This is a genomic window from Streptomyces sp. NPDC091972 (assembly GCF_044756385.1).
GTDB lineage: Bacteria > Actinomycetota > Actinomycetes > Streptomycetales > Streptomycetaceae > Streptomyces.
Genome location: NZ_JBIVSV010000010.1, coordinates 15,655 through 38,278, shown reverse-complemented (window position 1 = coordinate 38,278; position 22,624 = coordinate 15,655). Strand labels below are relative to the sequence as shown.

General features: G+C 69.0%; 18 protein-coding genes, 1 tRNA gene and 1 pseudogene. 11 read left to right on the top strand and 9 right to left on the bottom strand.

From position 1 onward, the window contains the following. Positions 1–161: 161 nt before the first annotated feature. Positions 162–905 carry a hypothetical protein gene (locus tag ACIQJT_RS27215; RefSeq protein WP_402647795.1) on the top strand — a complete coding sequence of 248 codons (744 nt, stop codon included), beginning with the start codon at positions 162–164 and terminating at the stop codon, positions 903–905. Positions 906–959: 54 nt separating this feature from the next. Further along, a complete protein-coding gene (locus ACIQJT_RS27210) occupies positions 960–1,133 on the top strand; it encodes a hypothetical protein (protein ID WP_402647793.1) in 174 nt (57 codons plus the stop codon). Here ACIQJT_RS27210 and ACIQJT_RS27205 read toward each other — a convergent pair. Beyond that, the gene (locus ACIQJT_RS27205) at positions 1,103–1,429 is read right to left on the bottom strand and encodes a GYD domain-containing protein (RefSeq protein WP_402647790.1); all 327 of its coding nucleotides are present in this window, start codon (positions 1,427–1,429) and stop codon (positions 1,103–1,105) included. The genes ACIQJT_RS27210 and ACIQJT_RS27205 overlap by 31 nt on opposite strands. A gap of 169 nt (positions 1,430–1,598) precedes the next feature. Between ACIQJT_RS27205 and ACIQJT_RS27200 the strand changes: the two genes are divergently transcribed. The 6 genes from ACIQJT_RS27200 to ACIQJT_RS27175 all read left to right on the top strand — a co-directional run bounded on the left by ACIQJT_RS27200 (position 1,599) and on the right by ACIQJT_RS27175 (position 9,636). Next, positions 1,599–2,387 carry a hypothetical protein gene (locus tag ACIQJT_RS27200; RefSeq protein WP_402647787.1) on the top strand — a complete coding sequence of 263 codons (789 nt, stop codon included), beginning with the start codon at positions 1,599–1,601 and terminating at the stop codon, positions 2,385–2,387. Between the two features lie 27 nt (positions 2,388–2,414). Continuing rightward, on the top strand, positions 2,415–3,572 hold the full coding sequence (locus ACIQJT_RS27195; RefSeq protein ID WP_402647784.1) for a sensor histidine kinase: 1,158 nt from the start codon (positions 2,415–2,417) through the stop codon (positions 3,570–3,572). Next, positions 3,569–4,261 carry a response regulator gene (locus tag ACIQJT_RS27190; protein ID WP_402647780.1) on the top strand — a complete coding sequence of 231 codons (693 nt, stop codon included), beginning with the start codon at positions 3,569–3,571 and terminating at the stop codon, positions 4,259–4,261. The genes ACIQJT_RS27195 and ACIQJT_RS27190 overlap by 4 nt, the downstream gene beginning before the upstream one ends. Positions 4,262–4,555: 294 nt before the next feature. Then, the gene (locus ACIQJT_RS27185) at positions 4,556–5,200 is read left to right on the top strand and encodes an RNA polymerase sigma factor (protein ID WP_402647777.1); all 645 of its coding nucleotides are present in this window, start codon (positions 4,556–4,558) and stop codon (positions 5,198–5,200) included. Further along, entirely contained in the window at positions 5,197–6,282 is a 1,086-nt protein-coding gene (locus tag ACIQJT_RS27180) for a CU044_5270 family protein (RefSeq protein WP_402647774.1), read from the top strand. The genes ACIQJT_RS27185 and ACIQJT_RS27180 overlap by 4 nt, the downstream gene beginning before the upstream one ends. Further along, positions 6,283–9,636 carry a S8 family serine peptidase gene (locus ACIQJT_RS27175; protein ID WP_402647771.1) on the top strand — a complete coding sequence of 1,118 codons (3,354 nt, stop codon included), beginning with the start codon at positions 6,283–6,285 and terminating at the stop codon, positions 9,634–9,636. It begins immediately after the preceding gene. A 239-nt stretch (positions 9,637–9,875) separates the two neighbouring features. Here the strand turns inward: ACIQJT_RS27175 and ACIQJT_RS27170 are convergent, their stop codons facing one another. The 4 genes from ACIQJT_RS27170 to ACIQJT_RS27155 all read right to left on the bottom strand — a co-directional run bounded on the left by ACIQJT_RS27170 (position 9,876) and on the right by ACIQJT_RS27155 (position 14,751). Beyond that, positions 9,876–10,124 carry a hypothetical protein gene (locus ACIQJT_RS27170; protein WP_365452008.1) on the bottom strand — a complete coding sequence of 83 codons (249 nt, stop codon included), beginning with the start codon at positions 10,122–10,124 and terminating at the stop codon, positions 9,876–9,878. Positions 10,125–10,357: 233 nt separating this feature from the next. Beyond that, positions 10,358–10,759: a hypothetical protein gene (locus ACIQJT_RS27165; protein WP_402647769.1), complete on the bottom strand. Its 402-nt coding sequence runs from the start codon at positions 10,757–10,759 to the stop codon at positions 10,358–10,360. A 246-nt stretch (positions 10,760–11,005) separates the two neighbouring features. After that, positions 11,006–11,320, bottom strand: a complete 315-nt coding sequence (locus ACIQJT_RS27160) for an immunity 53 family protein (RefSeq protein ID WP_402647766.1) — start codon at positions 11,318–11,320, stop codon at positions 11,006–11,008. 812 nt (positions 11,321–12,132) lie between these two features. Further along, positions 12,133–14,751 carry a KGGVGR-motif variant AAA ATPase gene (locus ACIQJT_RS27155; protein WP_402647763.1) on the bottom strand — a complete coding sequence of 873 codons (2,619 nt, stop codon included), beginning with the start codon at positions 14,749–14,751 and terminating at the stop codon, positions 12,133–12,135. Positions 14,752–15,748: 997 nt separating this feature from the next. On the opposite strand from ACIQJT_RS27155, the pseudogene ACIQJT_RS27150 reads away from it, so the two are divergent. Then, a pseudogene (locus ACIQJT_RS27150) lies at positions 15,749–16,078 on the top strand (tyrosine-type recombinase/integrase); the annotation flags it as partial. A gap of 90 nt (positions 16,079–16,168) precedes the next feature. Here the strand turns inward: ACIQJT_RS27150 and ACIQJT_RS27145 are convergent. The 3 genes from ACIQJT_RS27145 to ACIQJT_RS27135 all read right to left on the bottom strand — a co-directional run bounded on the left by ACIQJT_RS27145 (position 16,169) and on the right by ACIQJT_RS27135 (position 19,417). After that, positions 16,169–16,244, bottom strand: a tRNA-Arg gene (locus tag ACIQJT_RS27145). Between the two features lie 73 nt (positions 16,245–16,317). After that, on the bottom strand, positions 16,318–17,910 hold the full coding sequence (locus ACIQJT_RS27140) for a helix-turn-helix domain-containing protein (protein WP_402647761.1): 1,593 nt from the start codon (positions 17,908–17,910) through the stop codon (positions 16,318–16,320). Positions 17,911–18,127: 217 nt separating this feature from the next. Next, complete coding sequence (locus ACIQJT_RS27135) at positions 18,128–19,417, bottom strand: M6 family metalloprotease domain-containing protein (RefSeq protein ID WP_402647758.1); 1,290 nt, start codon at positions 19,415–19,417, stop codon at positions 18,128–18,130. A gap of 258 nt (positions 19,418–19,675) precedes the next feature. Here ACIQJT_RS27135 and ACIQJT_RS27130 point away from each other — a divergent pair, with 258 nt between their 5' ends. Together ACIQJT_RS27130 and ACIQJT_RS27125 are read left to right on the top strand one after the other, a co-directional pair. Continuing rightward, positions 19,676–20,320: a helix-turn-helix domain-containing protein gene (locus tag ACIQJT_RS27130; protein WP_365452000.1), complete on the top strand. Its 645-nt coding sequence runs from the start codon at positions 19,676–19,678 to the stop codon at positions 20,318–20,320. Positions 20,321–20,415: 95 nt separating this feature from the next. Next, positions 20,416–21,957 (top strand): MFS transporter, encoded by a 1,542-nt coding sequence (locus ACIQJT_RS27125; protein WP_365451998.1) that lies wholly within the window; start codon positions 20,416–20,418, stop codon positions 21,955–21,957. A gap of 107 nt (positions 21,958–22,064) precedes the next feature. On the opposite strand, the gene ACIQJT_RS27120 is transcribed toward ACIQJT_RS27125, so the two are convergent. Continuing rightward, the gene (locus ACIQJT_RS27120) at positions 22,065–22,574 is read right to left on the bottom strand and encodes a MarR family transcriptional regulator (protein WP_365451996.1); all 510 of its coding nucleotides are present in this window, start codon (positions 22,572–22,574) and stop codon (positions 22,065–22,067) included. Positions 22,575–22,624 lie beyond the last annotated feature (50 nt).

The following is a 22,624-nucleotide window of genomic DNA, read 5'->3' as shown; positions in this document are numbered from 1 at the left end:
GCGTACCGGTCGGACGCGGCGGCGGCCGAGGCGGCGGGAGCGTCCGGCTGCGCCCGTGCCCGAGACCCGTCCGACGCATGCGGAAGCCGGGACGGCGAAAGCCCGGAAGACCGGAAGACCGCGACGGTGCGGCCGGCTCCCGCTCTGCTTGGATACCGGGGATGACGACGAGTTCTCCCGCGCCCCGTGCAGACGACACCGACACCGACCGCCTGAGGACCCTGCTGGAACGAGCCGCCACCGGGGACGGCCGGGCCTGGAGCGACCTGTGGACGGAGCTCTTCCACAACGGCACGCTGGACGTCGCCGATCCGCTGGTGCCGCGCGCGTTGGCCGACATGGCGGAGGCCGGCACAGCCGACACGGCGGCTTCCGCCCTCCACCTGGCCGGCGCCGTGCTCGTCCAGGCCGACCAGCGCTTCGAGACCCGGAACCTACGGGACCGGTACGCGCCGGAGATCGCACGCCTGCTGGCTGCCGCGAACCGGTGGCGGCAGGTCACCGCCGACCGGAACGACTACTGCCACCTCCTTGAGGCGGTCCTGAACCTCGAGGGCGACATCCACTGGGCGGAGGACCTGGTCGGGGGCGTGGTCGGCGAGGAGTACGAGCTCGAGTGCCCCGATCCCGACGGCTGCGCCTCGCTGTGGGTGGTCCTCGGAGAGCGCGGCTTCTTCAGCACGGCGGAGGACTACGCCCTCTCCGACGACCTGGAGACCTTCCCTCTCCATCCGGCCGATCCCCGCGCCCTCGAAGGCCTCGGCCGGCGCCTCCACGACCTTGCCCTGGCCGACGGCCACGAGGAGGTCGCGCGCGCCCTGACGTATGCCTTCGGCGAGGCCACGTGCCCGGAGTGCGGGCGGCGCTTCTCCGTCGTCGGACAGGTCGCCGCCCGTTCCTCCTGAACGGCGTCGGGACGGCGGAGTCCGGGGGCGTGACGGCACGATACGGTGCGCCTCGTGGACATACCCGGCTGGTTCGCCTGGCTCGCACTCGCTCCGGCCGTCCTCCAGGCCCTCGGCCTCGTTCCCGTCGTCCACCGACTGCGCGGACCGGACGCATCGGCCCGATTCCAGGCGCGCCTGGACCTGTTGCACGACCGCTACGTGCCAGGGGCCCGGTACTGGACCTGACCGGCTTTGCGCAGGGCCTCCATGGTCTCGTCGACGGTCAGGAGAACGGTCGTCTCGAACGAGCCGAGGGCGCCGCCGCCGCTGATCGCCAGGGCGACCGCGGCCATGGAGACGTTGTCAGGGGCCTCCCAGAGGTTGTAACCGTCGCGGGCGCCGAACGCGTACCAGAAGCCGTGGAGCCTGCCGCCGACAGACTCGATGTACGACCGAGCGGCCGCCGCACGGTCCTCGGGGTGGGCGATGAGTCTCGCCCAGGTCTCCGGCGTGTAGCTGAACCTCGACAGATAGAGCGGCATCAAGTCCCCTTTCGTCCCAGCAAGGGATGCCCCCGCAGGGTGGGACACGTCTCCGGGACCACCCGCACGTCCCCCGAATGCCGGACGTCGGGTCATACCCAGGTCTGATCCCGGGGTTCGGATCCTGGTCCGACGCGCCGCCGGGCACGGTGAAGGCATCGTCGTCGGCATGACGAACCCGACGACATCCCCGGCCGCCCCGGTCACAACGATCGGCGCCCGACTGCGTGGCGCTCTGCCCGTCGAGCGGTGGGAGGCCACCGGTTTCCCCGGACGCTGGGTGGGCGGCACCGCCCTGGTGCTCGGCCCGCTCCTGATGCTGGCCGGCGCGCTGCTGCGGGCCCGCTTCCACTTCTTCTACCCCGACCAGCTCGCCGCGTACGAGCGCCACCCCACCCTGATGGCCACCGCGTACGGCCTCTTCGCCGCGGGCAACCTGCTGCTCTGGCCCGCGGTGGCCGTGCTGGCCGCACGGATCGGGGCCCGCAGCGCCGGCTGGGGCCTGTGGGGCGGGGTCCTGGTGATGTTCGGACTGTTCGCCCGTTCCTTCCACGCGGGAGTGGACCACCTGGCCTTCCAGCTGGTGCGTTCCCAGGGGGCCGGGCCCGCCACCGACGCGGTCTCCGCCGGCTACGGCGCCTTCCACGTCTTCGCCGCGCTGAACCTCGCCGTCCTCGCCGGGTGGACCGTCCTCGCCCTCGGCGCCTGGCGCACCCGGGTCCTCGGCCCGGTCCGCGCCGCCGCACTCGGTCTCGCCTCGGCCCTGCCCCTCGGAGTGCTCAAGGGGACCACCCCGCTGTCCCTGGTGGCCCTGGCCGGACTGTGCACGGCACTGGTGCCGCTCGGCTGGGCCCTGCTGCGGGGAGCGCCCCGTCCCAGCCGGGCGGCGGTGCTGCGCTGGGTGCCGCTGACCCTGGTGACGCTAGGGCTGACGGTGCTGCTCGGACAGGCCGGTTGAGTGCACACGGACAGATACGGTCGGGCCATGAAGTCCAAGGGGCAGCGCCATCTCTACGCCCTCGACGTCAGCGCGGCCCTGGCCCTGACCGTCGTGTACAACGGCTTCGCCCGGCTGACCGCAGCCGACGACGGCCAGCCCGTCTACCGGGGACCGCTCTGGCTCGGCTGCCTGATCGCCGCCACGGTCGGCCTGCCCATCGCCGTACGCCGACGCTGGCCGCTCGCGGTCCTGCTGACCGTGCTCGCCGGCCTGACCACGGCATCGCTCCTCGACGTCCCCCGTGAGCCGTACACCGCCGCCGGGCTCGCGGCCTACCTCGTCGGACTGGCCGAACCCGCGCGCCGGTCCGTGTCCGCACTCGCGGTGACGCTGCCGGTGGCGTGCGGTGCCGTCTACCTCGGCGCAGCCGTGGTCACTCCCGCCGAGGACCGGCAGGGCGCCGTCGGACTGGCCGGGCTCGTGCTCCTGGTGATCGGCGGGGCCTGGCTTCTCGGGTTCACCGTGCGCGGGCGCCGGGCCGCGGCCGCCCGGGAACTGCGGCGCCGGTCGGAGCGCGCACTGGACGAGGAGCGCCTGAGGATCGCGCGTGAGCTGCATGACATCGTCTCGCACAACCTCAGCCTGATCGCCGTCAGGGCGGGCGTCGCAGGGCATGTGGCGGAGGCCGACCCGCAGGAGGCGCGGGCCGCGCTCAAGGCCATCGAGGAGACAAGCCGTTCCGCGCTGGCCGAGATGCGACGCACGCTCGGTGTGCTGCGCACCGAGGGCGCGCCCCTGGGCCCCGTACCGGATCTCGACGGCCTCGACTCGCTCGCCGCAGACGCACGCCGGGCAGGGGTGGACGTCGACCTGACGGTGCACGGCACGGGCGGCATGGCCGAGGGCACACAGCTGACCGTCTACCGGATCGTCCAGGAGGCCCTCACCAACGCGGTCCGGCACGCGGCCCCGACCCGCTGCCAGGTCACGGTCGAGGCGGACGCGCGCGAGATCCGCATCGACATCACGGACCGGGGACGGCCGTCCGCACTCGGCCGGACCGTCCGCGAACTCCCGGGCGGGCACGGCCTCTTGGGGATACGTGAACGGGCGATGATGTACGGCGGCAGCTTCGAGGCGGGCCCCCGGCCGGAGGGCGGCTTCGCGGTGTCCGTCCGCCTGCCCGTCGAAAGGAACCCATGACCATGACCGAGATGCCCCCGGTCCGGGTACTGATCGCCGACGACCAGGCGATGGTGCGCGGCAGCTTCCGGGTCCTGGTCGACCACACGCCCGGCATGACAGCCGTGGGCGAGGCAGCGAACGGGGCGGAGGCCGTCGAACTCGCCCGCCGTGAACGGCCGGACGTCGTGCTGATGGACGTACGCATGCCGGACCTCGACGGCATCGAGGCGACCCGGCAGATCTGCGCGGACCCGGCCCTGACCGGCGTCCGCGTCCTCATCCTCACCACCTTCGACCTGGACGAGTACGTCTACGCCGCCTTGCGCGCCGGCGCCGCGGGCTTCCTGCTCAAGGACACACCGCCCACCGAGGTTCTCACCGCCGTCGGCGTCGTCGCCGCGGGCGAGGCACTGCTCGCGCCCTCGGTGACCCGCCGCCTGATCGCGGAGTTCGCCCGCCGCCCGGAGCCCGCGCGCCCGCCCAGCCGATCGCTGGACGGGGTCACCGACCGGGAGTTGGACGTGCTCAGCCTGATCGCGCGCGGTCTGTCCAACACGGAGATCGCAGAGCACCTCCATCTGAGCCTGGCCACGGTCAAGACCCATATCGGCCGCCTGCTCGCAAAACTGCGTGCGCGCGACCGTGCCCAGCTCGTGATCGTCGCCTACGAGACCGGGCTCGTGAGCGACCGCCGACGCGGAGCGTGAACCGCCGCCCACCAGGGCGACAGGGCCACGAGCGTTGGGGCGTTCGGGCTCTCGCTGGTGAACTGTTCCGCACCGGCGTGCGGCCTCGGCACCTCCGACAGCTCCTCGACCGGCCTGCGCACCCCCGGACCGGGTCCCGCACCGGATCGGGCGCCTCGCTTTCGGGCCTCGCAGCCTGAGCGGTGCGCTCAGCGGCTGCCACCGAGTCCTCGTGCGGTCACCGCCCCGGTGAGCTGTGCGCCCACTGTGACGTGTCTCACCGGAACCCAAGCGCACCGTACGTCAGCTCAAGACGTGACCACAGATATGCGAACCCGGGTGCGAGACGGAGATCCGGACGCCTTCGCGGAACTCTTCGACGAGTACGCCCGCGCGGTGTACAACCACGCCTTCCGGCTGACCGCCGACTGGTCGCTGGCCGAGGACGTGATGTCGACGACCTTCATGGAGGCGTGGCGGCGCCGTGCCTCGGTCGAGGCCGAAGGCGGCTCGCTGCGGCCGTGGCTGCTGGGCATCGCCACCAACGTCGCTCGCTCCCACCACCGCAGCAACCGCCGCTACCGCAACGCGGCGAGCGCCGCGGCAGCCGCGAACGCCGCCGGGGAACGGGTCGAGGACCATGCCGAGGAGACCGCCGGACGCCTGGACGACCGGCGCCGTATCAACGCCACGCTCGCCGCCCTCAGCCTGCTCAGGCGTCCCGAGCGCGAGGTCCTGACGCTGTGCCTGTGGGAGGGGATGGAGTACACCGAGGCGGCCCGCGCCCTCGGCATCCCGGTCGGCACCGTCCGCTCCCGCCTCTCCCGCGCCCGCTCCAAGCTGCGCAAGCTCACCGACGCGCAACTGCTCGGAGAAAAACGGGAACCCACCCGCACCAACCGGCAGACAACAGGCGATCGCGGATACGCGGTCCGGTCCGCACAGGAAGGAAACCGATGAACGCCAGCCCCTCCCACCGGCCCCACCCGGCCGAGTGGACGGAGACGCAGGGTCTGCTGCCCTCCGCCGAGCGGGATCTGCCGGCGGGCCGCCACCAGTTCCACAAGGAGCAGATGATGGCCCGGATCCACGAAGACCTCCGCACCTCCTCCCGCACGTCCGCCACCTCTCCGGTCGCGCCCGTGAAGCGCTCCAACCCGTTCCTGCGCCGTACGGTCCTGCTGCCCGCCGCGGCCTTCGCCCTGGCCGGCGCGGTCGTGGGCGGTCTCGCCCTCACCGGCGGCGGCGCGGACGACGGCAGGACCGCCCTGGCCACCGGCCCCGCACTGACCACCCGCATCGGCGTCGCCGACCCCGAGGGCGCCCCCCAGCTCCTCGAACGCATCTCCCTGGCCGCCGCCGACACCTCCGCGCCCACCCCGCGCAAGGGCCAGTACATCTACATCGCCTCGAAGGTGGCCGACACCTACATCAAGACCGTCGGCGACAAGAGCGAGGTGGTCAGCGACGAGCTGCACTCCCGCCAGGTCTGGAACTCCCTCGACGGCAGGGACGGCTGGCTGATCGAGGCCGGCAAGACGAGCGACAAGGGCATCACCCTGAAGGGCGACACCCCGTTGACCGGCGCCTACAACACCCTGGCCGGGCTGTCGACCGACCCCGACACGCTGCTCCGGTGGATCTACCGCGAGTCGGACGCCGTCCGGGACCCCGAAGTCCCGCGCGACCAGGCGGCCTTCGTCGCGATCGGCGATCTGCTGTTCGAGAGCTACCCGCCCGCCGAGGTCGGAGCCGCCCTCTACAAGGCCGCGGCCAAGATCCCCGGAGTCGTCTCGGTGAACGACGCGGTCGACGCCACGGGCCGGCACGGGGTCGCGATCGCGCGGGAGAACCCCGTCGACGGCGAGCGCATCGAGTGGATCTTCGACAAGAAGACGCTGCGGTTCCTCGGCGAGCGCATCGTCGTGGTCAAGGCCACGGCGGACAATCCCCTCAAGGTCGGTACCGTCACGCACACCAGCGCGATCACCGAGCGCGCGTTCGTCGACGCCGACAAGCAGCTCCCGGGGCAGGCGAGCTGAATGCGCGACAGAACCACAAGCGCCTCGCTGGCCGCCCTGCTGGCGGCGGGGCTGATGACGGGCGTCTCGGTGGCGGCCACGGGCTCCGGCCTCGGCGTACGGACGCAGGACACCGCCACCGCCACCCTCGCGGCGCCCGCCGGCTCCGCCTCCGCGGCCGGCCGGTACGTCACCCTCCTCACCGGCGACCGGGTCCGGCTGGACGCACGCGGCCGGGTGACGGGCGTCCGGCACGCCCCGGGCCGTGAGCACGTCCCGGTGTCCGTGCGCGGCGTCGGGGGCGACCAGTACGTCGTTCCCGCCGACGCCGCCGCCCTGATCGGCCAAGGCGTCCTGGACATGCGGCTGTTCGACGTCAGCGGTCTGATTCGCGCCGGCTACGACGACACCCGGCGCGGCACGCTCCCGCTGATCGTGTCGTACGAGGGCAGGTCAGCCCAGCGCAGGAGCACACAGAAGTCACTGGTCGCTGACGCGGACGTCACCGTGCGCCGGGAGCTGCCCAGCGTGGCGGGCGCCGCGATCACCGTGCCGAAGGCCGGGGCCGTCGACATGTGGCAGGCCCTCACCGCGGAGCGGGGAGTCGCGCGGGTCTGGCTGGACGGCCGGTTCAAGGCGCCGGTGGACGAAGACGGCGCGAACGCCGGTGAGTTGGGCGGCGGCGTCGCACAGATCGGCGCCCCGGCCGCCTGGGCGGCCGGATACGACGGCAAGGGCGTCAAGGTCGCCGTCCTGGACACCGGCATCGACACCACACACCCGGACCTCGCCTCGGCGGTGGCGACAGCGAAGGACTTCAGCGGCACGGGCAGCACCGACGACAAGGCCGGCCACGGCACGCATGTCGCGGCGACGGTGGCGGGCTCGGGAGCCCGCTCCGGTGGGCGCTACAAGGGAGTCGCACCCAGCGCGAAGATCCTCAACGCGAAGGTGCTGAACGACGACGGCGAGGGCACCGACTCGTCCGTCATCGCCGGCCTGGAGTGGGCCGCCGGGCAGGGCGCCAAGGTGGCCAACCTCAGCCTGGGCCAGGTGGACACCCCGGGGGAGGACCCGGTCGAGGCGGCGGTGAACGCCCTCGCGAAGAGCACCGGCATGCTCACCGTCGCCGCGGCGGGCAACGAGGGCCCCGACGCGGGAACCGTCGACTCGCCGGGGGCCGCGGAATCGGCGCTCACCGTGGGCGCCGTCGACGGCGAGGACCGGCTCGCCGACTTCTCCAGCACCGGCCCGACCGACGACAGCGCGCTGAAACCGGACCTCACGGCACCCGGCGTCGACATCGTCTCGGCGAAGGCGGCGCACGGCCACCTGGGCGACCCGGCCGCCGACGGCTACGTCTCCATGTCCGGTACGTCGATGGCGACACCCCATGCCGCCGGGGCGGCCGCGATCCTCGCCCAGCGGCACCCCGACTGGACCGGCGCACGGATCAAGCAGGCGCTCACCGCGTCCACCACCCCGACCACCGGCGCGACCGGCTACCAGCAGGGAACGGGCCGGCTCGACGTGTCCCGGGCACTTCAGGCGGCGGTGGCGAGCGAACAGACCTCCGTGTCCTTCGGCAAGCAGCGGTGGCCCCACACCGACGACCGTCCGGCCACCCGGCACCTCATCTACCGCAACGACGGCGACCACCCCGTCACCCTCGACCTGACGGCCACCGCGACCGGCCCCGGGGGCAGCACGGCCCCCGAAGGCATGTTCACGCTGAGCACCACACGGCTCACCGTCCCGGCGGGCGGCACCGCCGGCGTCGACCTCACCGCGGACACCCGTGTCGAGGCGGCGGACGGCGCCTATTCGGGCACGCTGGTCGCCACCGCGAGGAACGGCGCCGACCTGGCTGCCGTACGGACCGCCTTCGGCGTCGTACGCGAGGCCGAGTCGTACGACCTGACCCTGAAGTTCCTCGACCGCGGCGGCAAGCTCGTGAGCGCTCCGCTGACGGAGATCCTCGGGTACCCGGGCACGTACTGGACCACGAACCTCGCGGACTCCGAGCAGATCTCCAAGGGCGTGTACCGGGTGCGGGTCCCGCGCGGCGACTACGTCGTGGACACCGTGCTGGACGACCCCGGAGGCACCTCCGCGCTGGTCCGGCCGAGGCTCTCGCTGACCGGGGACACCACGGTCGTCTTCGACGCGCGCAAGGCGAAGCCGGTCGGGGTCACCGCACCGCAGGGGGCGAGGATGTCCGACGGCCAGCTCAACCTCGCCGTGGCCACCGGAAGCGAACCGCACAACAGCACCCTGTTCTGGGGAACGTTCAAGAACCTGCGCACCGCGACCCTGGGACCGACCGCCCCTCCCGGGAGGCTCAGCACGCAGCTCGGCGGCCTGTGGCAGAAGGGCAGCACCACCTACCACCTGCTCCACAACCTGCCCGACCGCTTCCCCACCGGCTACCGGCACACCACGCGCATGGACGAACTGGCCCTGCTGAAGCGCGACTTCGGCTCGTCCGCCGCCCACCGCAAGGGCATCGTCAACGTCCTGTGGAGCGGCCCCACCCTGTCACTGGGCACGGTGAGCGCCCCCTTCCCGCTGCCGACGACCGCGAAGATCTACGTCACCACGCCCAGGGGCTTCAAGTGGACGGCCAACCTGGGCCAGCGAAACGCCTCCGGAGACGACGAGGTCTTCTACGGCACGGAGAGCGCGAGGTCGTACCGGGCGGGCCGGACCTACGCGGCGACGTACAACGTCGGTGTCTTCAGCCCGATCACCGGCGGCCCGTACGGCGCGCGGCGCGACGGCGACACCCTGGACCTGTGCGTCCCCGACCTCGCCGACGGGAGCGGACACCCCGCCTCCTCCACCGCGCAACGCCACACCACGGTGACCGCGGACGGCAGCACCCTGCTCGACAACGACGGCGACCTCTGCCAGACCGTGCAGAAGCTCCCGTCCGCCCCGGCCCGCTACACGATCCGGACCAACCTGACCCGCCCGCCAGGCGTGGCCACGACCACGAGCCGCCTGACAGCGGCCTGGACCTTCACGTCCAGCCCCTCGGACTCGGGCCCCCTGCCCCTCTCCACGGTCCGCTTCCACCCGAAGCTGACCCCGACCGGCACGGCCTCAGCGGGCCGCCGCACCAAGATCCCCCTCTCCCTCCAGGGCCCGGCGGCCACCCACCTCAAATCCCTGACGGTGAAGGTCTCCTACGACGCCGGCAGCACCTGGTCCCCCACCCCGGTGACCACCACCCGCGGCCACATGACCCTCACCCTGACAAACCCGAGTAACGCCCGCTCGGTCTCCCTCAAATCTACCCTGACCGACACCACGGGCAACACCTACGCGGTGACGATCCTGAAGGCATACCTCCTGACCGAGCCACGCACATGACGAGCGGGCTGGTAGTGGCACGGATGCGACACGGGCGCTGAAACGGCTGGGGGCCAGCCTGGAAGGAAACCCCTCCTGAGCTGGCCCTTCTGTCTGTGCCCCCGGCAGGATGCGAACCTGCGACACTCGCTTTAGACGTTCGATCTCCCTGCGACGCAGCGTGCTGCAACGGGGCTCGGTGGGCGCGCGTCGATCCGGCCGTGACCGCTGCGGTGCGTCAGCGTTCGCCGCCGTTGATGTCAGCTGCTGATGTCAGGAAGGGGCTCGCTGGGAGCCTCAGAGATCTGCCGCGCCAACTCGTCGACGACCTGCGGGACGACCCGTTGAGCGTCCTCCTGCTGCAGTGCTTCGACAAGCGCTTGGTGGACTGCCGCGTACGGTTGCCCCGCGTGAGAGCCGCGTGTTCGGTTGACCGCCCGCTCGATCTTCGCCAGGTGGGCAGCCACTATGGGCATTGCCTTCTCGTACTCGCTGGGGTCCGTGGCCATGAGACCAGCCGATCAGGGCGCACCTATGAGGTCAAGACGGGCGGTTGACCATCAGTTGGGGAAGCTCTGCGGGCATTTGAAGGCGGGTTCGTGCGCTGACCTGGGTGAACGGTCGAGGCATGGTCTCTTGGGTCCGGCTGTCTTCACCGTGATTCCCCGCTGTTCCCCGCCTCAACTGGTGCGCTGCTGGTGCGGGGTGGTGCGCGCTCAGTAAGTCGCGCTCCTGAGCGGACCTACCACTTCCGCCACCTGTCCGTGAGCTGGTAGCGCCCCAGTCCGTGGCGGGCCGTCAGCGCAACTACATCGACGCCGTGCTCGGTGAGCGACTCGTCGATGTAGTCGCACAGCTCCTCACGCTCGTCGGTTTCGAAGGCGCCCCCATTGTGAGCCTCGTCTACCGCGTTCAGGGCCAGGACGATGCGTTCCACCACAGCGAAGACTTGCTCGTCGCCGGCCTTGCCAAGTCCGGGAAGCTCACCCTCGAAGGTGTCGAGGACAGCGTCAGTTGCCGTGAGCAGCTTCTCGGGGAACAGTTCTGCCATGCAGGCGCAGTCAGGATCAAGGGTGCCGGCGGCAAGCTCTTGGGCTTCCTCCGCTATGCCGTGACGCCAGCTTGTAGTTGGTCTCTCAGCCATGGTCGGGACCGTACAGGGCAGGACTGACAGCGAGCCGCGCACGATCTGACGGCGGTCTTCATGGCATCCCGCGCACGCTCTCCAACTGTGGTGCCTCTCGGGGCGGCGTTCAGGGGCGTTCACCAGCGTTCGTGGGTGACCGGCCACCTTTGTGGCAACGCCTTTAGGCTTGGTCTGAACGGCAGTGAGCGACGGTGAATGAGACGGAGACTGAGACGGCCGGACCCGGTCGTGAGCCGTCGTTGGCTAACGCTCGTCGCTCATCGAGGTAGCCCAGTCGCGGAACAGACGCAGCACTTCCCCAAGGTTGAGCGGACCGCAGGACGCTTGGTAGACCTCGTCCGACACCGTCGCCATCACCCAGTCGGAGTCGCTGCGCCGGATGGCCGTCCTCTCGTAGGGCCAGCCTGACAGGGGCGTCTCTTCAAGATCGATTTCCACTGTCCAGCCTGGGTTGTCGAGCGTTGCAATCCGAACGCCCCACTCGTGCTCCCAGTCACCGTCACACTGGGCGCGGTACCACTGCTCCAGCCAACGCAATTCTTCGCCTGTCTCTGTCATGGACGCTGATCGTACGAGGTTCTGCCTGGCGCGAACGCGGTAGAAGGCACTGGGCCATCAGTTTGGGAAGCTCGGGTTTCCTGAAGGCGCTGCCTGTTGTGACCTTCGTTGAACCTGGAGTGGGGCGGAAGTGGCCATCAATTGTTCCCCGCTGTTCGCCGTGGCCCTCCGAAAGACCTGGCTTACATCTGGCACGCCCGACTACGTTGGGCTGAGAGCATAGTCCAGTGACTGATGATGAGGTTGTCGAGGCGTTGCGGGTCGTAGCGAGGGAGGGGACTTTGCCATCGCCCGCAACGCCGGAGGCTGTCGCCGCGGCGGAAGAGGTCATCGGGTTCCCGTTGCCTAGCCACTCCGCGAGGTTCACGCCCTGGGGCCAGCACTCGCCTTCGCCGGTTGACTCACGTGCTGGTGCTGACCTAGGACTGGGGCTGCACCATCTGGTCGCTGATCGACTTCCGTGACCCCGCGGGTGACTAGCACGCTGACAGGAACCCTGACGGTGGAAACGCTGCTGGAGAGCCAGCCCACTTTGTAGACCCAGTTGCCAGGCTGCCCTGGGCTGGCACTTCTCCTTCATGGCTGCGGCACTTGAATCCACGACCTCTTCGTCCCGAAGCAACTTGGACGGGAGCGTTGCCTGGACTGATGCCGGTCTCACCAGCGCTGATGGTCCGCACGTCTTCGCGTTTTTCCGCGTCTGTTTTCCGGCGTTGTCACGCAATTAGACACTCAGGGCACAGCCCGCTGTCCGAGCGCCGATCTAATCGGGCCGCGTTCTGTGCCGCCTGAGGAGCTCCCATCATCGTTGGCTATGCCTGACCTCGTCGCGTCAGCCCCAGAGCGAGCCTGTACAGATCGGGCACTCTGTACCGACGTACGTCGTCTTGCGTGCCCTCGTAGATCTCCAAGAGACCCACTTCGAGAGCGAGGTCTACGCGCTCGGCAGCGCTTGGGTCAACCGCTTCGATTTCGCCCGGTTCGATCGGGGTTCTCCGCAAGCTCCTCAGAGCTTCGACAACGCCTTCAAGCTCTGGGAACTCTTCTTGTAGAGCGCTAAGCGCTTCCACGCTAACCTTGTCAAGGCTAGGCACGAGAGCTCGTGGCCTCATGATGCTGCGGTCGTAACTACTCCGCGTCTCTTCCCGCCTTTCCCATTGGACGGCCTCATGGAAAAGCTGGGACAGTGAGCGCGGTCCGTGATCTCCTTGCCCGTCGGCTAGACGGTTCCACACCCAGTTACGTGTGAAGGTTGTCTTACCTCCCTTCATTCGCTCTCCAACAAGTACGTTCCATGCGCGGCGCACCTCATCGTCACGCCAATCGTCGACAGACGGACCCACCCGCGTTTCCGCGAGCATCTCCCGATAGATATCACTACGTACGGCCTGTTTAAGCACGGTCTTGAAATAGTCGTTCTGATCCCGCCACATAAGCTGAACAGAGCGCCCATAAAGATGACTCTTGTTCTCGAATCGAAGCTGTTGCCAGATGTCCACCCGGAGCATCACCTTGAAAGACAACGAAGTAAGGTGCGCTTCTGACTCTGTGAGGAAGGTCATCAAACCCGTTACAGCTCGAGTCCTTCTCTTCCGGCTCTCGGCATTGTTGCCGAATCCCGTATCAAGGCCGTCAAAGAGAAGCATGTGCCGGTTTTTTGCACTGCTGTTGATGTCTCGCAGCCATCGAGATCCGAGAAGCCCGGCCATGGGGCGGTTCATCATATGCTTGATTACGTCGAGTGTAGACAGTTCGTCGTAGACGGCATCAAGAGATTCTTTGGTGATTTCGAATCTGGCGGGCGGGTCTGCACGCTCCTCTTGCGGCAAGGCGAAGTATGCGGCTAGTGCCGTGTAACAAGGCCAGAAGGTGGTCCACGAGGACTCCCCTGGAAATTCAGCTTCAACAATCTCCAGAGCCTGGGAGCTGAGAGTCCACTTGTAGGAGTTCCTGAAGGCGTGAGGGGAGAAGACGACAACTGGGTTTTCGTCTTCGCGATATCTCTCCATGAGCCAGCGGAAGACGGCCGTCTTTCCCGTTCCCTTACGGCCAATTACCAGCGGGGATCGAGCGTCAAGTGCTTGTTGCGCTACGCGTGTGTGCACGAAGTCATCTAGAAGGCTGGCTTGCTGCTCTGCCGTGCCAGTAGAGAAGTCGAGTTGCTGAAGAACGTCATGCTTTCGATTTCTGCTTGAAGCTGAAAGCGCGTAGGTTTGGGGCAGCAGCTGTTCAAGCCAATCTGCCACGGCTCCGTACGCCTCACGATTTGCTACACCGTTGCTCACTTTGTCTCGAAAGGCAGTATCCGGCGAGTAGCTTACTGCATGAGTAATTTCGTCTGCTCGGAGGGGATCATATTCTTCAGCGCGGCGGCTTTGAGCATCACCGATCCAGTGGTCGATCCATGTGATTGCGCGGGTGAGCACGGTATCCGCGGACGGTCCGGGGGGCACTGGAGAAACGATGAACCGTGGTTCAGGTGTGAGTGGAGTGTCGGATGTTGCCCTACGACTCTTGGCCGACATGAGAGCTTTCACAAGAAGCTCAGTCCCCCGTTCTGCCTGGGGGTGGGGGTAAAAGCAAATGACGGCTAGATCTGAAACGTCGAACAAAAGAGGTGCGGCCACTGGCGAGATTCCAGTGCGGGAATCCAGAAGAATCAGATCCGGCTCAAGCGCTGACTCTTTTGCCAACTGCAAGAGTTGGTGAAGTGGATTGTTGGCCTCTCTGTACCAAATTTCAGGGTCAAGGAGGCGAAGCCGATCGGCGTAATCGCTGCTGAGTTGCCCTGCCGGCAGGCAATAGAGCTCCTCACCCTCGTTGACTCGCAGCACGTGATCCCTGATATCGACTTCTTCTCCGCGCTCTAGAGCAAGGAGAAGGGGGAGCACTCCCTGATCCTCCCTGGGTTCGGGGCAGCCCAAGACGGTGGCCAGTCCCGGCGCTTCGAGATCCATGTCAACGCAAAGCAAGCGGCGTCCACGCTCAGACAGGATTCGTGCAGCAGCTGCAAGCGCAGTGGTGCGTCCGACACCACCTCGTAGAGAATAGAAGGTAACGATGGCCGGAAGTTCGATGTCCTGGTCAAGGTCTGTAGCGAATGTGAGTTCATCCGCTGAGAGGGGACGGCCTAGGACTTCATGCCAAAGTGGCATCTGGCCGGTAGCTTCACTGAATGGTGGGCCGTACCATTCTTCTTCGCTGGGAGTGATTAGCTCGGCAGTCGAAACAATATTTGACACTCCCTTAAGGAGCAACTTGCGTCGTTCTGAATCATCTAGTGCACTCAGTGATTCGTGAACAACTCGAACCAGATAAGATCCAAATCCGTCTTCAGCGACGTAAATTTGAGCATCAGTAACACCGGCGGAACGGGCGTTTCCTTCGATCTTCTGCCGGACAGATCGATTAGTCGTGGCCTCGCCGGTCATCGCTTTCCTCCTTTGTTGTGCGGTCGAGCGTAACGAATTCGAGAGGTTACGTATGATGCTAGTTCTTGTGCTCCGCGGAGGAGTTCTTCTGCCGATGATCCGTCAGGCAACTTGGCGCTGTATCTGAGACTCGTTGTCCACGTATCCATGAAGGCCTTCTTGTGGCCGCTTAGATCCTGGCTTCTGAGTCCGGCCGCATCCCAGAGCCCTCGAAGGTCGTGTCCAGCCGAACCTGATCGAGGGAATGATTTTCCCTTTTTGTTCAGGAGAGTTTTCAGTTTGCATTCGACGACGTATCCAACCAAGTAGACAGCGCCGCACAACTGGTCGTGCTCTTGTAGCAGCTTGGCTTCCCGCTGGCGTGCTCGCGCTGCATCCTCTAGCAAGATACCGTCCCCCTGCCATGATCCTCGGCAGTCTAGCGGCCGTTGTGATTCTGGGCGTCGATGGACGCTGGACTGGGCCGATGTGAGGTCGGAAAGCGGTCGGGCGAGGTTTCAAGGTCGGTGGAGCGGCTTTGGGGCGGTGCTGCTTTGGCGGGAGTGATCATGGCCCCGTAAGCTTCCGGCGCGTCGGGCAGTCTGTGGACATGCCCGGTGCAGCACGACGTTGGGACCATGACCTTCGAGGCTCGCGCCGAAGTGGCACCGTGGAGCCGACCGCCCTAGCCACGACGTACCCCCTCTCTAGGATCAGGCGGCTGCATGCTTTGAGCGCGGCACGGGCGCCGGCCGGGCCGCGCGCGGGGAGCGGAGCGAGCCGCCTTGAACCAGTAGAGAAAGTTGTAACTCAGTCGGCCTGTCGGGGCGTGTGAGGCTCTGTGCGCGGTTTGAAGTCGTGAGCTCAGGAAGGGAGTTCGGCCCCGCGGTGTGCCAGCGGCAGGAAGATCACAGGCTGGATAGTCCATGTGATGCGAGACGGGCCTGGGTGAGCGTCACCGTGCAGGGCTCGGCGCGTAGGAGCGGCGCCTTGTACATCCGCCCGCAGACTCAGCGGCATCACTCTGCTGCGCTGGCACCGGATGCGGCAGGTGGCTGCCAAGCAGCGTGCGGGGGAGTCGTGGGATGACGGTGGATAGTGGATACGTCTTCGCCACCCGTACCGGGCGCCCGGTCGAGCCGCGGAACGTCTACCGCTCCTTCACCCGCGCCGCCCAGTCCGCCGGCCTCCGCGTGATCAGGCTGCACGATGCCCGGCACGGGTGCGCCACGCTGCTCACCGCTGCCGGGTGGCTCCCCGTGTCGTGATGGAGATCCTCGGGCGCAGTCGGATCAGCATCACCGTGGACGTGTACACGCACATCGTGCAGGACACCCAGCGCTGCTGAAGCGACGGCGACCGGCTGCCTGAAAGGCGACTGTCGTCAGATGGTGCCGTCAAAAGGCCCCGGACCATGATCGGTCCGGGGCCTTTTGCCTGGTGCCCCCGGCAGGATTCGAACCTGCGACACCCGCTTTAGGAGAGCGGTGCTCTATCCCCTGAGCTACGAAGGCGGACGGTGGCCGTGAAGGTCACTGGCGTCAGCGTACCGGATCTGTTGGGCGACGGCGTGGGGGTTCCCCCGCGTCAGAACAGGGGGACCTTCGTGAAGTGGCCGGCCGCGTGCAGCTCGTCCTCGATGCGGGTCGCCGTGAGCCGGAGTTCCGGGAGGAGTTCCTCGACGCACTCCTGCGCCGTGCGGCCCGCCGCGTGCAGGGCCACGTTCACGGCGGCGACGACCCGGCCCGCGCGGTCGTGGAGGGGGACGGCGATCGTGCGCAGCCCGTCCTCCCAGTCCTCGTCTAGGAGGGCGTGGTCCGGGGCGTCCGGGAGCAGCACCCGGCCCAGCGAGGTCGCCGCCGCCGGCAGCCGGGTGCCCACCCTGATGTCGACGCCCATGATCCGCGGGGACACGGCCCGCGCCGTGTACTGGATCTCCGGGGCGGAGTCCGGCCCCGACGGCACCAGGATCGCCAGGGCCGTCGACTCGCCCACCCGTGCCGAGAGGTCCGCCAGGTGCGGGGCGGCGATGCGGGGGAGGGTCGTACGGGACAGGGGCGGGAAGCCGAGGGAGAGGACGCGGGGGGTGAGGGCGAAGGTGCGGGAGTCCGGCTGCTGGCGGACCAGGCCCAGGTGTTCGTGGGTGATCAGGGCGCGGCGGGCCGTCGCGCGGGCCAGGCCGGTCGCCCGGGCCACGTCCGTCAGGGTGAGCGCGGCCCTGCCCTCTCCGAAGGCCGTCAGGACCGTCAGCCCGCGTGCGAGGGACTCGACGAAGTCCCGGCCCAGTGCGATCTTGGACGCGCCGATCCAGGCGGCCGACCCGGTGGGCGGCGGGCCCGGGTCCGGCTCGGGGGCGGTGGCCAGCGCGCGTTCCATCTCGGCGACCGTCGCCCGCAGTCGCGGCAGCAGGGTGTCGCGCAGGTCCGTCGCCGTGTGCCGGCTGGTGTGGCTCACGACGTTGGCCACGCAGGCGATCCGGCCCGTACGCGGTTCCCGTACGGGGACGGAGACCGCCACCAGGCCCGGTTCGATCAACTGGTCGTCCAGGGCCCACCCGTCCCGGCCCGCCCGTGCCGCCGTCGCCTCGAAGTCACCCTCTCGGAGCGGGAGTTGCCGTGGGGGTACGGCCGGGAAGCCCCGGTTCTCCGGGTCCGCCGCCCGGCGGGCGCGCCACACCCGCCAGTCGTCGTCCGTCCACTCGGACGCGAACAGGGGCCCCGGCGCGGTGCGTTCGGCGGGCAGCAGGTCGCCGATGCGGAAGCTGAGGGACATCGCGCGGCGGCGGGTGGCCTGGTGGATGAAGCGGATGCCGTCGCGGTCGGCGACCGCCAGCGACACCGACTCGTCCAGCTCGTCGGCGAGGGCGTCGGCCCGACCGGACAGCAGGGCGGGCAGGCGCAGGGCGGCGAGATAGGCGTTGCCGAGTTCCATGAGGTGTGGGGTCGCCACCGCGTCCCGGCCGTCGAGGCGGACGTATCCCATCCGGGCCAGGGTCGACGTGACGCGGTCGACCGTGGAACGCGCCAGGCCCGTCGCCCGCTCCAGACCGCTCAGGCTCAGCGTGCCGCCCGCGTCGGTCAGTTCCCGCAGCACCCTGACCCCCCGGATCAGCGGCTCGACCGCCTCGGCCGGCGCGGCGGACTCCGGTACCGGCGGGGGAGTGGTCGTCTCAGCGGGCATCGGCTCTCCGGTACGGCGGTCACGGCAGGCCTACGGTAATCCGCCGGGGCGCCCGCCACGCGCCACGGGCCCGGGGGAGCCGGCGGTCGGTCCGCCTTCGGCCCTGGCGGCGCGCCACCCCGGAGGGGACCCACGATCCCGTCCCTGTCCCCGTCCCCGGGTCGCCTCGACGTCCCCCGGCGTCACCCAGACCCGACAACGCCCGCCCCCGCCCCCGTCACCCCCGCGTCACCCAGACCCGATAGCCTCCGCCCCCGTCCCCGCCCCCGTCCGCCCCCACCACCCGTACCCGGACATCCCGGGCCGGGTCCCGGAACTCCTCCCCGGTCGTGAACAGGGCGTCCGAGAGTTCCGCGTGGACGTTGGGGCTGCGGGTGCAGCCGCCGCTGTCGCGGTGCGCGTCGTACACGCGGACCGGGCCCCGCCCGGTGTCCACGTCCGCGTCGACCTTGTAGACCAGGACGCCCGGCCGGCACACCGTCTCGTCGTTGCCCTCGCGGGTGCGGAGCTCGATCGCGTAGCCGGTGCGGCGGCCGAGGGGGACGAACAGGAGCTTGGTGCCGAGGCCGGGCCGGGCCAGCGGAGTCAGCGTGTACTCCGAAGTGCCGCGCGCCGTGACGCAGTTGACCTGCGTCGAGTCCAGCCAGCCCAGCTTCCACTTGTGCCAGCCGAGAAGGTCGTTGTTGGCGCCCCAGTCCTCGCTCATGATGTCCCAGTGGCCGACCGCGCCCCCGCCGTTCTGGGTGTAGAGGTCGGGCAGGCCGAAGACGTGGCCGTTCTCGTGGGGCAGGACCCGGTAGCCGGTCTGCGGGTAGGAACCGGAGCCGTCGTCCTGGCGGGAGTACACGAAGGAGGCGTTGGCGACGGGGACGCCGTCGGCGACGGGGGCGTCGGTGTTGCCGGCGAAGGTCACCGACAGGACCGTGTCCAGGGCGGAGGGGCCGGCGTTCGGGGTCACCAGGACGTTCAGGAAGTCGTACGACCGGAAGTCCACCCTGGGGTCTGCGGCGGCCACGATGTCCTGGACGAGCCGGCGGTAGCCGGGGTCGAAGGGGGCGCCGCGTTCTATGCCGTAGGCCCGGAAGGACTTCGGCATGCGCAGCCAGTCGGTGATCGGGGTCTCGGGACGGTAGTCGAGGCGGCCGTAGGAACTGGTGCGGAACCAGTCCTGGGTCTGGGGGAAGAACTCGCGGAAGCGATCGAGAGCAGTGCCGGAGCCCGGCGCGTCGGAGAAGTCGATCATCAGCGTGAGGGCGTGGACGGTGCCGGTGGAGCGCGAGTAGCCGCCGGGCGTGGGCAGGCCCTCGGACATCTGGACGGCCGGGCCGCCGCTGATCTGACAGGCGCCGTGGGAGTCGGGGCGGGCCACGGCGACCGGGCCGGCGGTCGTGGTCCCGGAGGCGGGGCGCTCGGTGCCGGCCGCGGTGCTGACCGCGAGGGTGAGCGCGGCCACGGAGGTGAGGGCGGCGACGCGGCGCGGGCGTATGCGACGTCTGGTCCACGGCATGCGAGCACCTCTCGGAGCGCGGCAGCCGCTGGTCGGAGGGCTGCTCCTCTCCGATCACCCTGTGCCGGGGCAGGGGCGCACGCGCGCTGGAGGAGACCGAACGTGGGTATCGCGGATCTGTGACTCAGGTCACAACATGTTTTTCCCTCAACCCGAAATAACCGGGGAGCGTCTCCCCGTTTAGACCTGTGTCCGAGCGAAACGGGGACTGCCTCCCCGGATCGTGGAGCTTCAAGTCTTCGACCAGAGGAGTGCACCGTGACCGCCACGACGACCGCGCAGCGCAAGGCGCCCCGGCCCCGTGCCGACGCCCTGCGCAACCGCGAGCGGATCGTCAGCGCCGCCCGCGAGATGTTCACCGAGTTCGGCCCCGACGTGCCGCTCGACGAGATCGCCCGCCGGGCCGGCGTCGGCAACGCCACGGTGTACCGCAACTTCCCCGACCGCGACGCGCTCGTCCGTGAGGTGGTGTGCTCGGTCATGGACCGCACCACCGAGGCGGCCGAGATCGCGCTCGCGGAGACCGGCGACGCCTTCGGGGCGCTGGAGCGTTTCGTGCACACCGCCGCCGACGAGCGGATCAGCGCGCTGTGCCCGATGATCCAGAGCACCTTCGACCAGAACCACCCGGACCTGGAGGCCGCGCGCGTGCGGTGCGAGGAGCTCATCGTCGAGCTCATGAACCGCGCGAAGGCGGCCGGCCAGCTCCGTACCGACGTGGACTCGGGTGACCTGCTGCTCGTGGTCGCCCAGCTCAGCCGGCCGCCGGCGGGCACCGCCTGCTTCCAGGTCGACCGGTTCGTCCACCGCCATCTCCAGCTGTTCCTGGACGGACTGCGGGCCCCGGCCCGCTCCATCCTCCCGGGCGCGGCCACGACCCTGGAGGACCTGCGCCGGGCCTGACCTGATCCGGCGCCGATGAGTTCAGAACACCAGACCAGTCCTTAGTACGTCCTCGATCACCTTTTCCGTTCCGAAGTCCCGAAGTGGGTACCCCCATGTCTGAAACAGCCGCAAAGGCTCCCGGCACACCGGCTCCGTCCGGTGACGCCAACCGCTGGAAAGCGCTCGTCTTCATCGCGCTCGCCCAGCTCATGGTCGTCCTCGACGCCACCATCGTGAACATCGCCCTGCCGTCGGCCCAGACCGACCTCGGCATATCCGACGGCAACCGGCAGTGGGTCGTCACGGCCTACGCCCTCGCCTTCGGCGGGCTCCTGCTCTTCGGCGGCCGCATAGCCGACCTGTGGGGCCGCAAGAACGCCTTCGTCGTCGGCCTGATCGGCTTCGCCGCGGCCTCCGCGCTCGGCGGTGCCGCGACCTCCGGCGCCATGATGTTCGGCGCCCGCGCCCTCCAGGGTGTCTTCGGCGCCCTGCTCGCGCCCGCCGCGCTCTCCCTGCTCGCCGTGATGTTCACGGACGCCAAGGAGCGCGCCAAGGCGTTCGGCATCTACGGCGCCATCGCCGGCGGTGGCGGTGCCGTGGGCTTCATCCTCGGCGGTGTGCTGACCGAGTACATGGACTGGCGCTGGACCTTCTTCGTGAACATCCCGTTCGCGATCGTGGCCGCGCTCGGCGCGTACTTCGTCATCCGTGAGCCCGAGGGCGGCCGCAACCGCAACCCGCTCGACATCCCCGGCGTCCTGCTGTCCACCCTGGGCCTGGTCGCGCTGGTCTACGGCTTCACCCGCGCCGAGTCCGACGGCTGGGGCGACTCCGTGACCGTCGGCATGTTCGTCGCGTCGGCCGTGCTGCTGATCGCGTTCGTCGTCACCGAGGCCAAGGTCAAGGCCCCGCTGCTGCCGCTGCGCGTGATCACCGACCGCAACCGCGGCGGGATCTACCTCTCCCTCGGCATCGCGATCATCGCGATGTTCGGCACCTTCCTGTTCCTCACCTACTACCTGCAGATCGTGAAGGGCTTCACGCCGATCAAGACCGGCTTCGCCTTCATGCCGATGATCGTCGGCATGATGGTCGGCTCCACCCAGATCGGCACCCGTCTGATGACCCGCCTGCCGGCCCGCATGCTGATGGCCCCCGGCTTCCTGGTCGCCGCGGTCGGCATGCTCCTGATGACCCAGCTCGAGATCGGCTCGTCGTACGCCTCGACGATCCTGCCCGCGATGCTGCTGCTCGGCCTCGGCATGGGTACGGCCTTCATGCCGGCCATGTCCCTGGCCACCCTGGGCGTCGAGCCCCGGGACGCCGGTGTCGCCTCCGCGATGGTCAACACCTCGCAGCAGGTGGGCGGCGCGATCGGTACGGCCCTGCTGAACACGATCGCGGCCTCGGCCACGACCGCGTACATCAAGGACCACATCGGGTCCGCGGCCTCCAAGTCCCAGCAGCAGCTGGTGGCGCTGGAGGGCCAGGTGCACGGCTACACCAACGCGATCTGGTTCGCCGTCGGCATGCTGGTGCTCGCCGCCGTGATCGTCGGCACCCTCGTCAACGCCGGCCGTCCGGACACGTCCGCCGTGGCCGGTGCCGGTGAGGGCGCGGAGGAGGAGCTGGCGGTACCGGTCGTCGCCCACTGACGACGACCGTCCGGTCGTACCCCTTCGAAGACCTCGTGCGTACGGGGATGGGGACGCTCCGTACGCACGGCCCCAGGAACTGCCCTGGTTCTCGCTGAGTGAGCGGCTCAGCGGAGCCAGGGCAGGTCCGCGCCCGCCTCGTTCGGCTGGAGTCCCTCGGCGACGATCTGCATGATCTCGCCGAGGGACTTCTGCTGTTCCGGGCTGAGCCGGTCGAACAGGGCGTTGCGCACGGCCCGCACATGGCCCGGCGCGGCGCTCCGCAGCATCTCCAGGCCCGGGTCCGTGAGCACCGCGAACTGGCCGCGCCGGTCGTCCGGGCAGTCCTCGCGCCGCACCCAGCCGTTGCGTTCCAGGCGGGCGATCGCGTGCGAGAGGCGGGAGCGGGTGATCTTCGCCTTCATGGCCAGCTCGGTCATCCGCAGCCGCCGGTCCGGGGCCTCGGCGAGGCCGACGAGCAGCCCGTAGTAGATGTGCGGCATGCCCGCGTCCCGCTGGAGCTGGCGGTCGAGGTGATCCTCGAGCAGGGTCGTGGCGTGTACGTAGGAGCGCCAGATGCGCTGCTCTTCGTCGTCGAGCCACTGGGGCTCCTCGTGGGGGGCGGATGCCGTGTTCATGTGTCCCACTCTACGAGCTCTCTCCTTGAAGCTTAAACAAATGAGGCGTA

What these genes read in the sequence shown, in the direction of transcription:
- ACIQJT_RS27215 (WP_402647795.1), top strand. Translation starts at nt 162, where the DNA reads ATGACGACGAGTTCTCCCGCGCCCCGTGCAGACGACACCGACACCGAC.
- ACIQJT_RS27205 (WP_402647790.1), bottom strand. Translation starts at nt 1,429, where the DNA reads ATGCCGCTCTATCTGTCGAGGTTCAGCTACACGCCGGAGACCTGGGCG.
- ACIQJT_RS27200 (WP_402647787.1), top strand. Translation starts at nt 1,599, where the DNA reads ATGACGAACCCGACGACATCCCCGGCCGCCCCGGTCACAACGATCGGC.
- ACIQJT_RS27195 (WP_402647784.1), top strand. Translation starts at nt 2,415, where the DNA reads ATGAAGTCCAAGGGGCAGCGCCATCTCTACGCCCTCGACGTCAGCGCG.
- ACIQJT_RS27190 (WP_402647780.1), top strand. Translation starts at nt 3,569, where the DNA reads ATGACCATGACCGAGATGCCCCCGGTCCGGGTACTGATCGCCGACGAC.
- ACIQJT_RS27180 (WP_402647774.1), top strand. Translation starts at nt 5,197, where the DNA reads ATGAACGCCAGCCCCTCCCACCGGCCCCACCCGGCCGAGTGGACGGAG.
- ACIQJT_RS27175 (WP_402647771.1), top strand. Translation starts at nt 6,283, where the DNA reads ATGCGCGACAGAACCACAAGCGCCTCGCTGGCCGCCCTGCTGGCGGCG.
- ACIQJT_RS27170 (WP_365452008.1), bottom strand. Translation starts at nt 10,124, where the DNA reads ATGGCCACGGACCCCAGCGAGTACGAGAAGGCAATGCCCATAGTGGCT.
- ACIQJT_RS27165 (WP_402647769.1), bottom strand. Translation starts at nt 10,759, where the DNA reads ATGGCTGAGAGACCAACTACAAGCTGGCGTCACGGCATAGCGGAGGAA.
- ACIQJT_RS27160 (WP_402647766.1), bottom strand. Translation starts at nt 11,320, where the DNA reads ATGACAGAGACAGGCGAAGAATTGCGTTGGCTGGAGCAGTGGTACCGC.
- ACIQJT_RS27155 (WP_402647763.1), bottom strand. Translation starts at nt 14,751, where the DNA reads ATGACCGGCGAGGCCACGACTAATCGATCTGTCCGGCAGAAGATCGAA.
- ACIQJT_RS27140 (WP_402647761.1), bottom strand. Translation starts at nt 17,910, where the DNA reads ATGCCCGCTGAGACGACCACTCCCCCGCCGGTACCGGAGTCCGCCGCG.
- ACIQJT_RS27135 (WP_402647758.1), bottom strand. Translation starts at nt 19,417, where the DNA reads ATGCCGTGGACCAGACGTCGCATACGCCCGCGCCGCGTCGCCGCCCTC.
- ACIQJT_RS27125 (WP_365451998.1), top strand. Translation starts at nt 20,416, where the DNA reads ATGTCTGAAACAGCCGCAAAGGCTCCCGGCACACCGGCTCCGTCCGGT.
- ACIQJT_RS27120 (WP_365451996.1), bottom strand. Translation starts at nt 22,574, where the DNA reads ATGAACACGGCATCCGCCCCCCACGAGGAGCCCCAGTGGCTCGACGAC.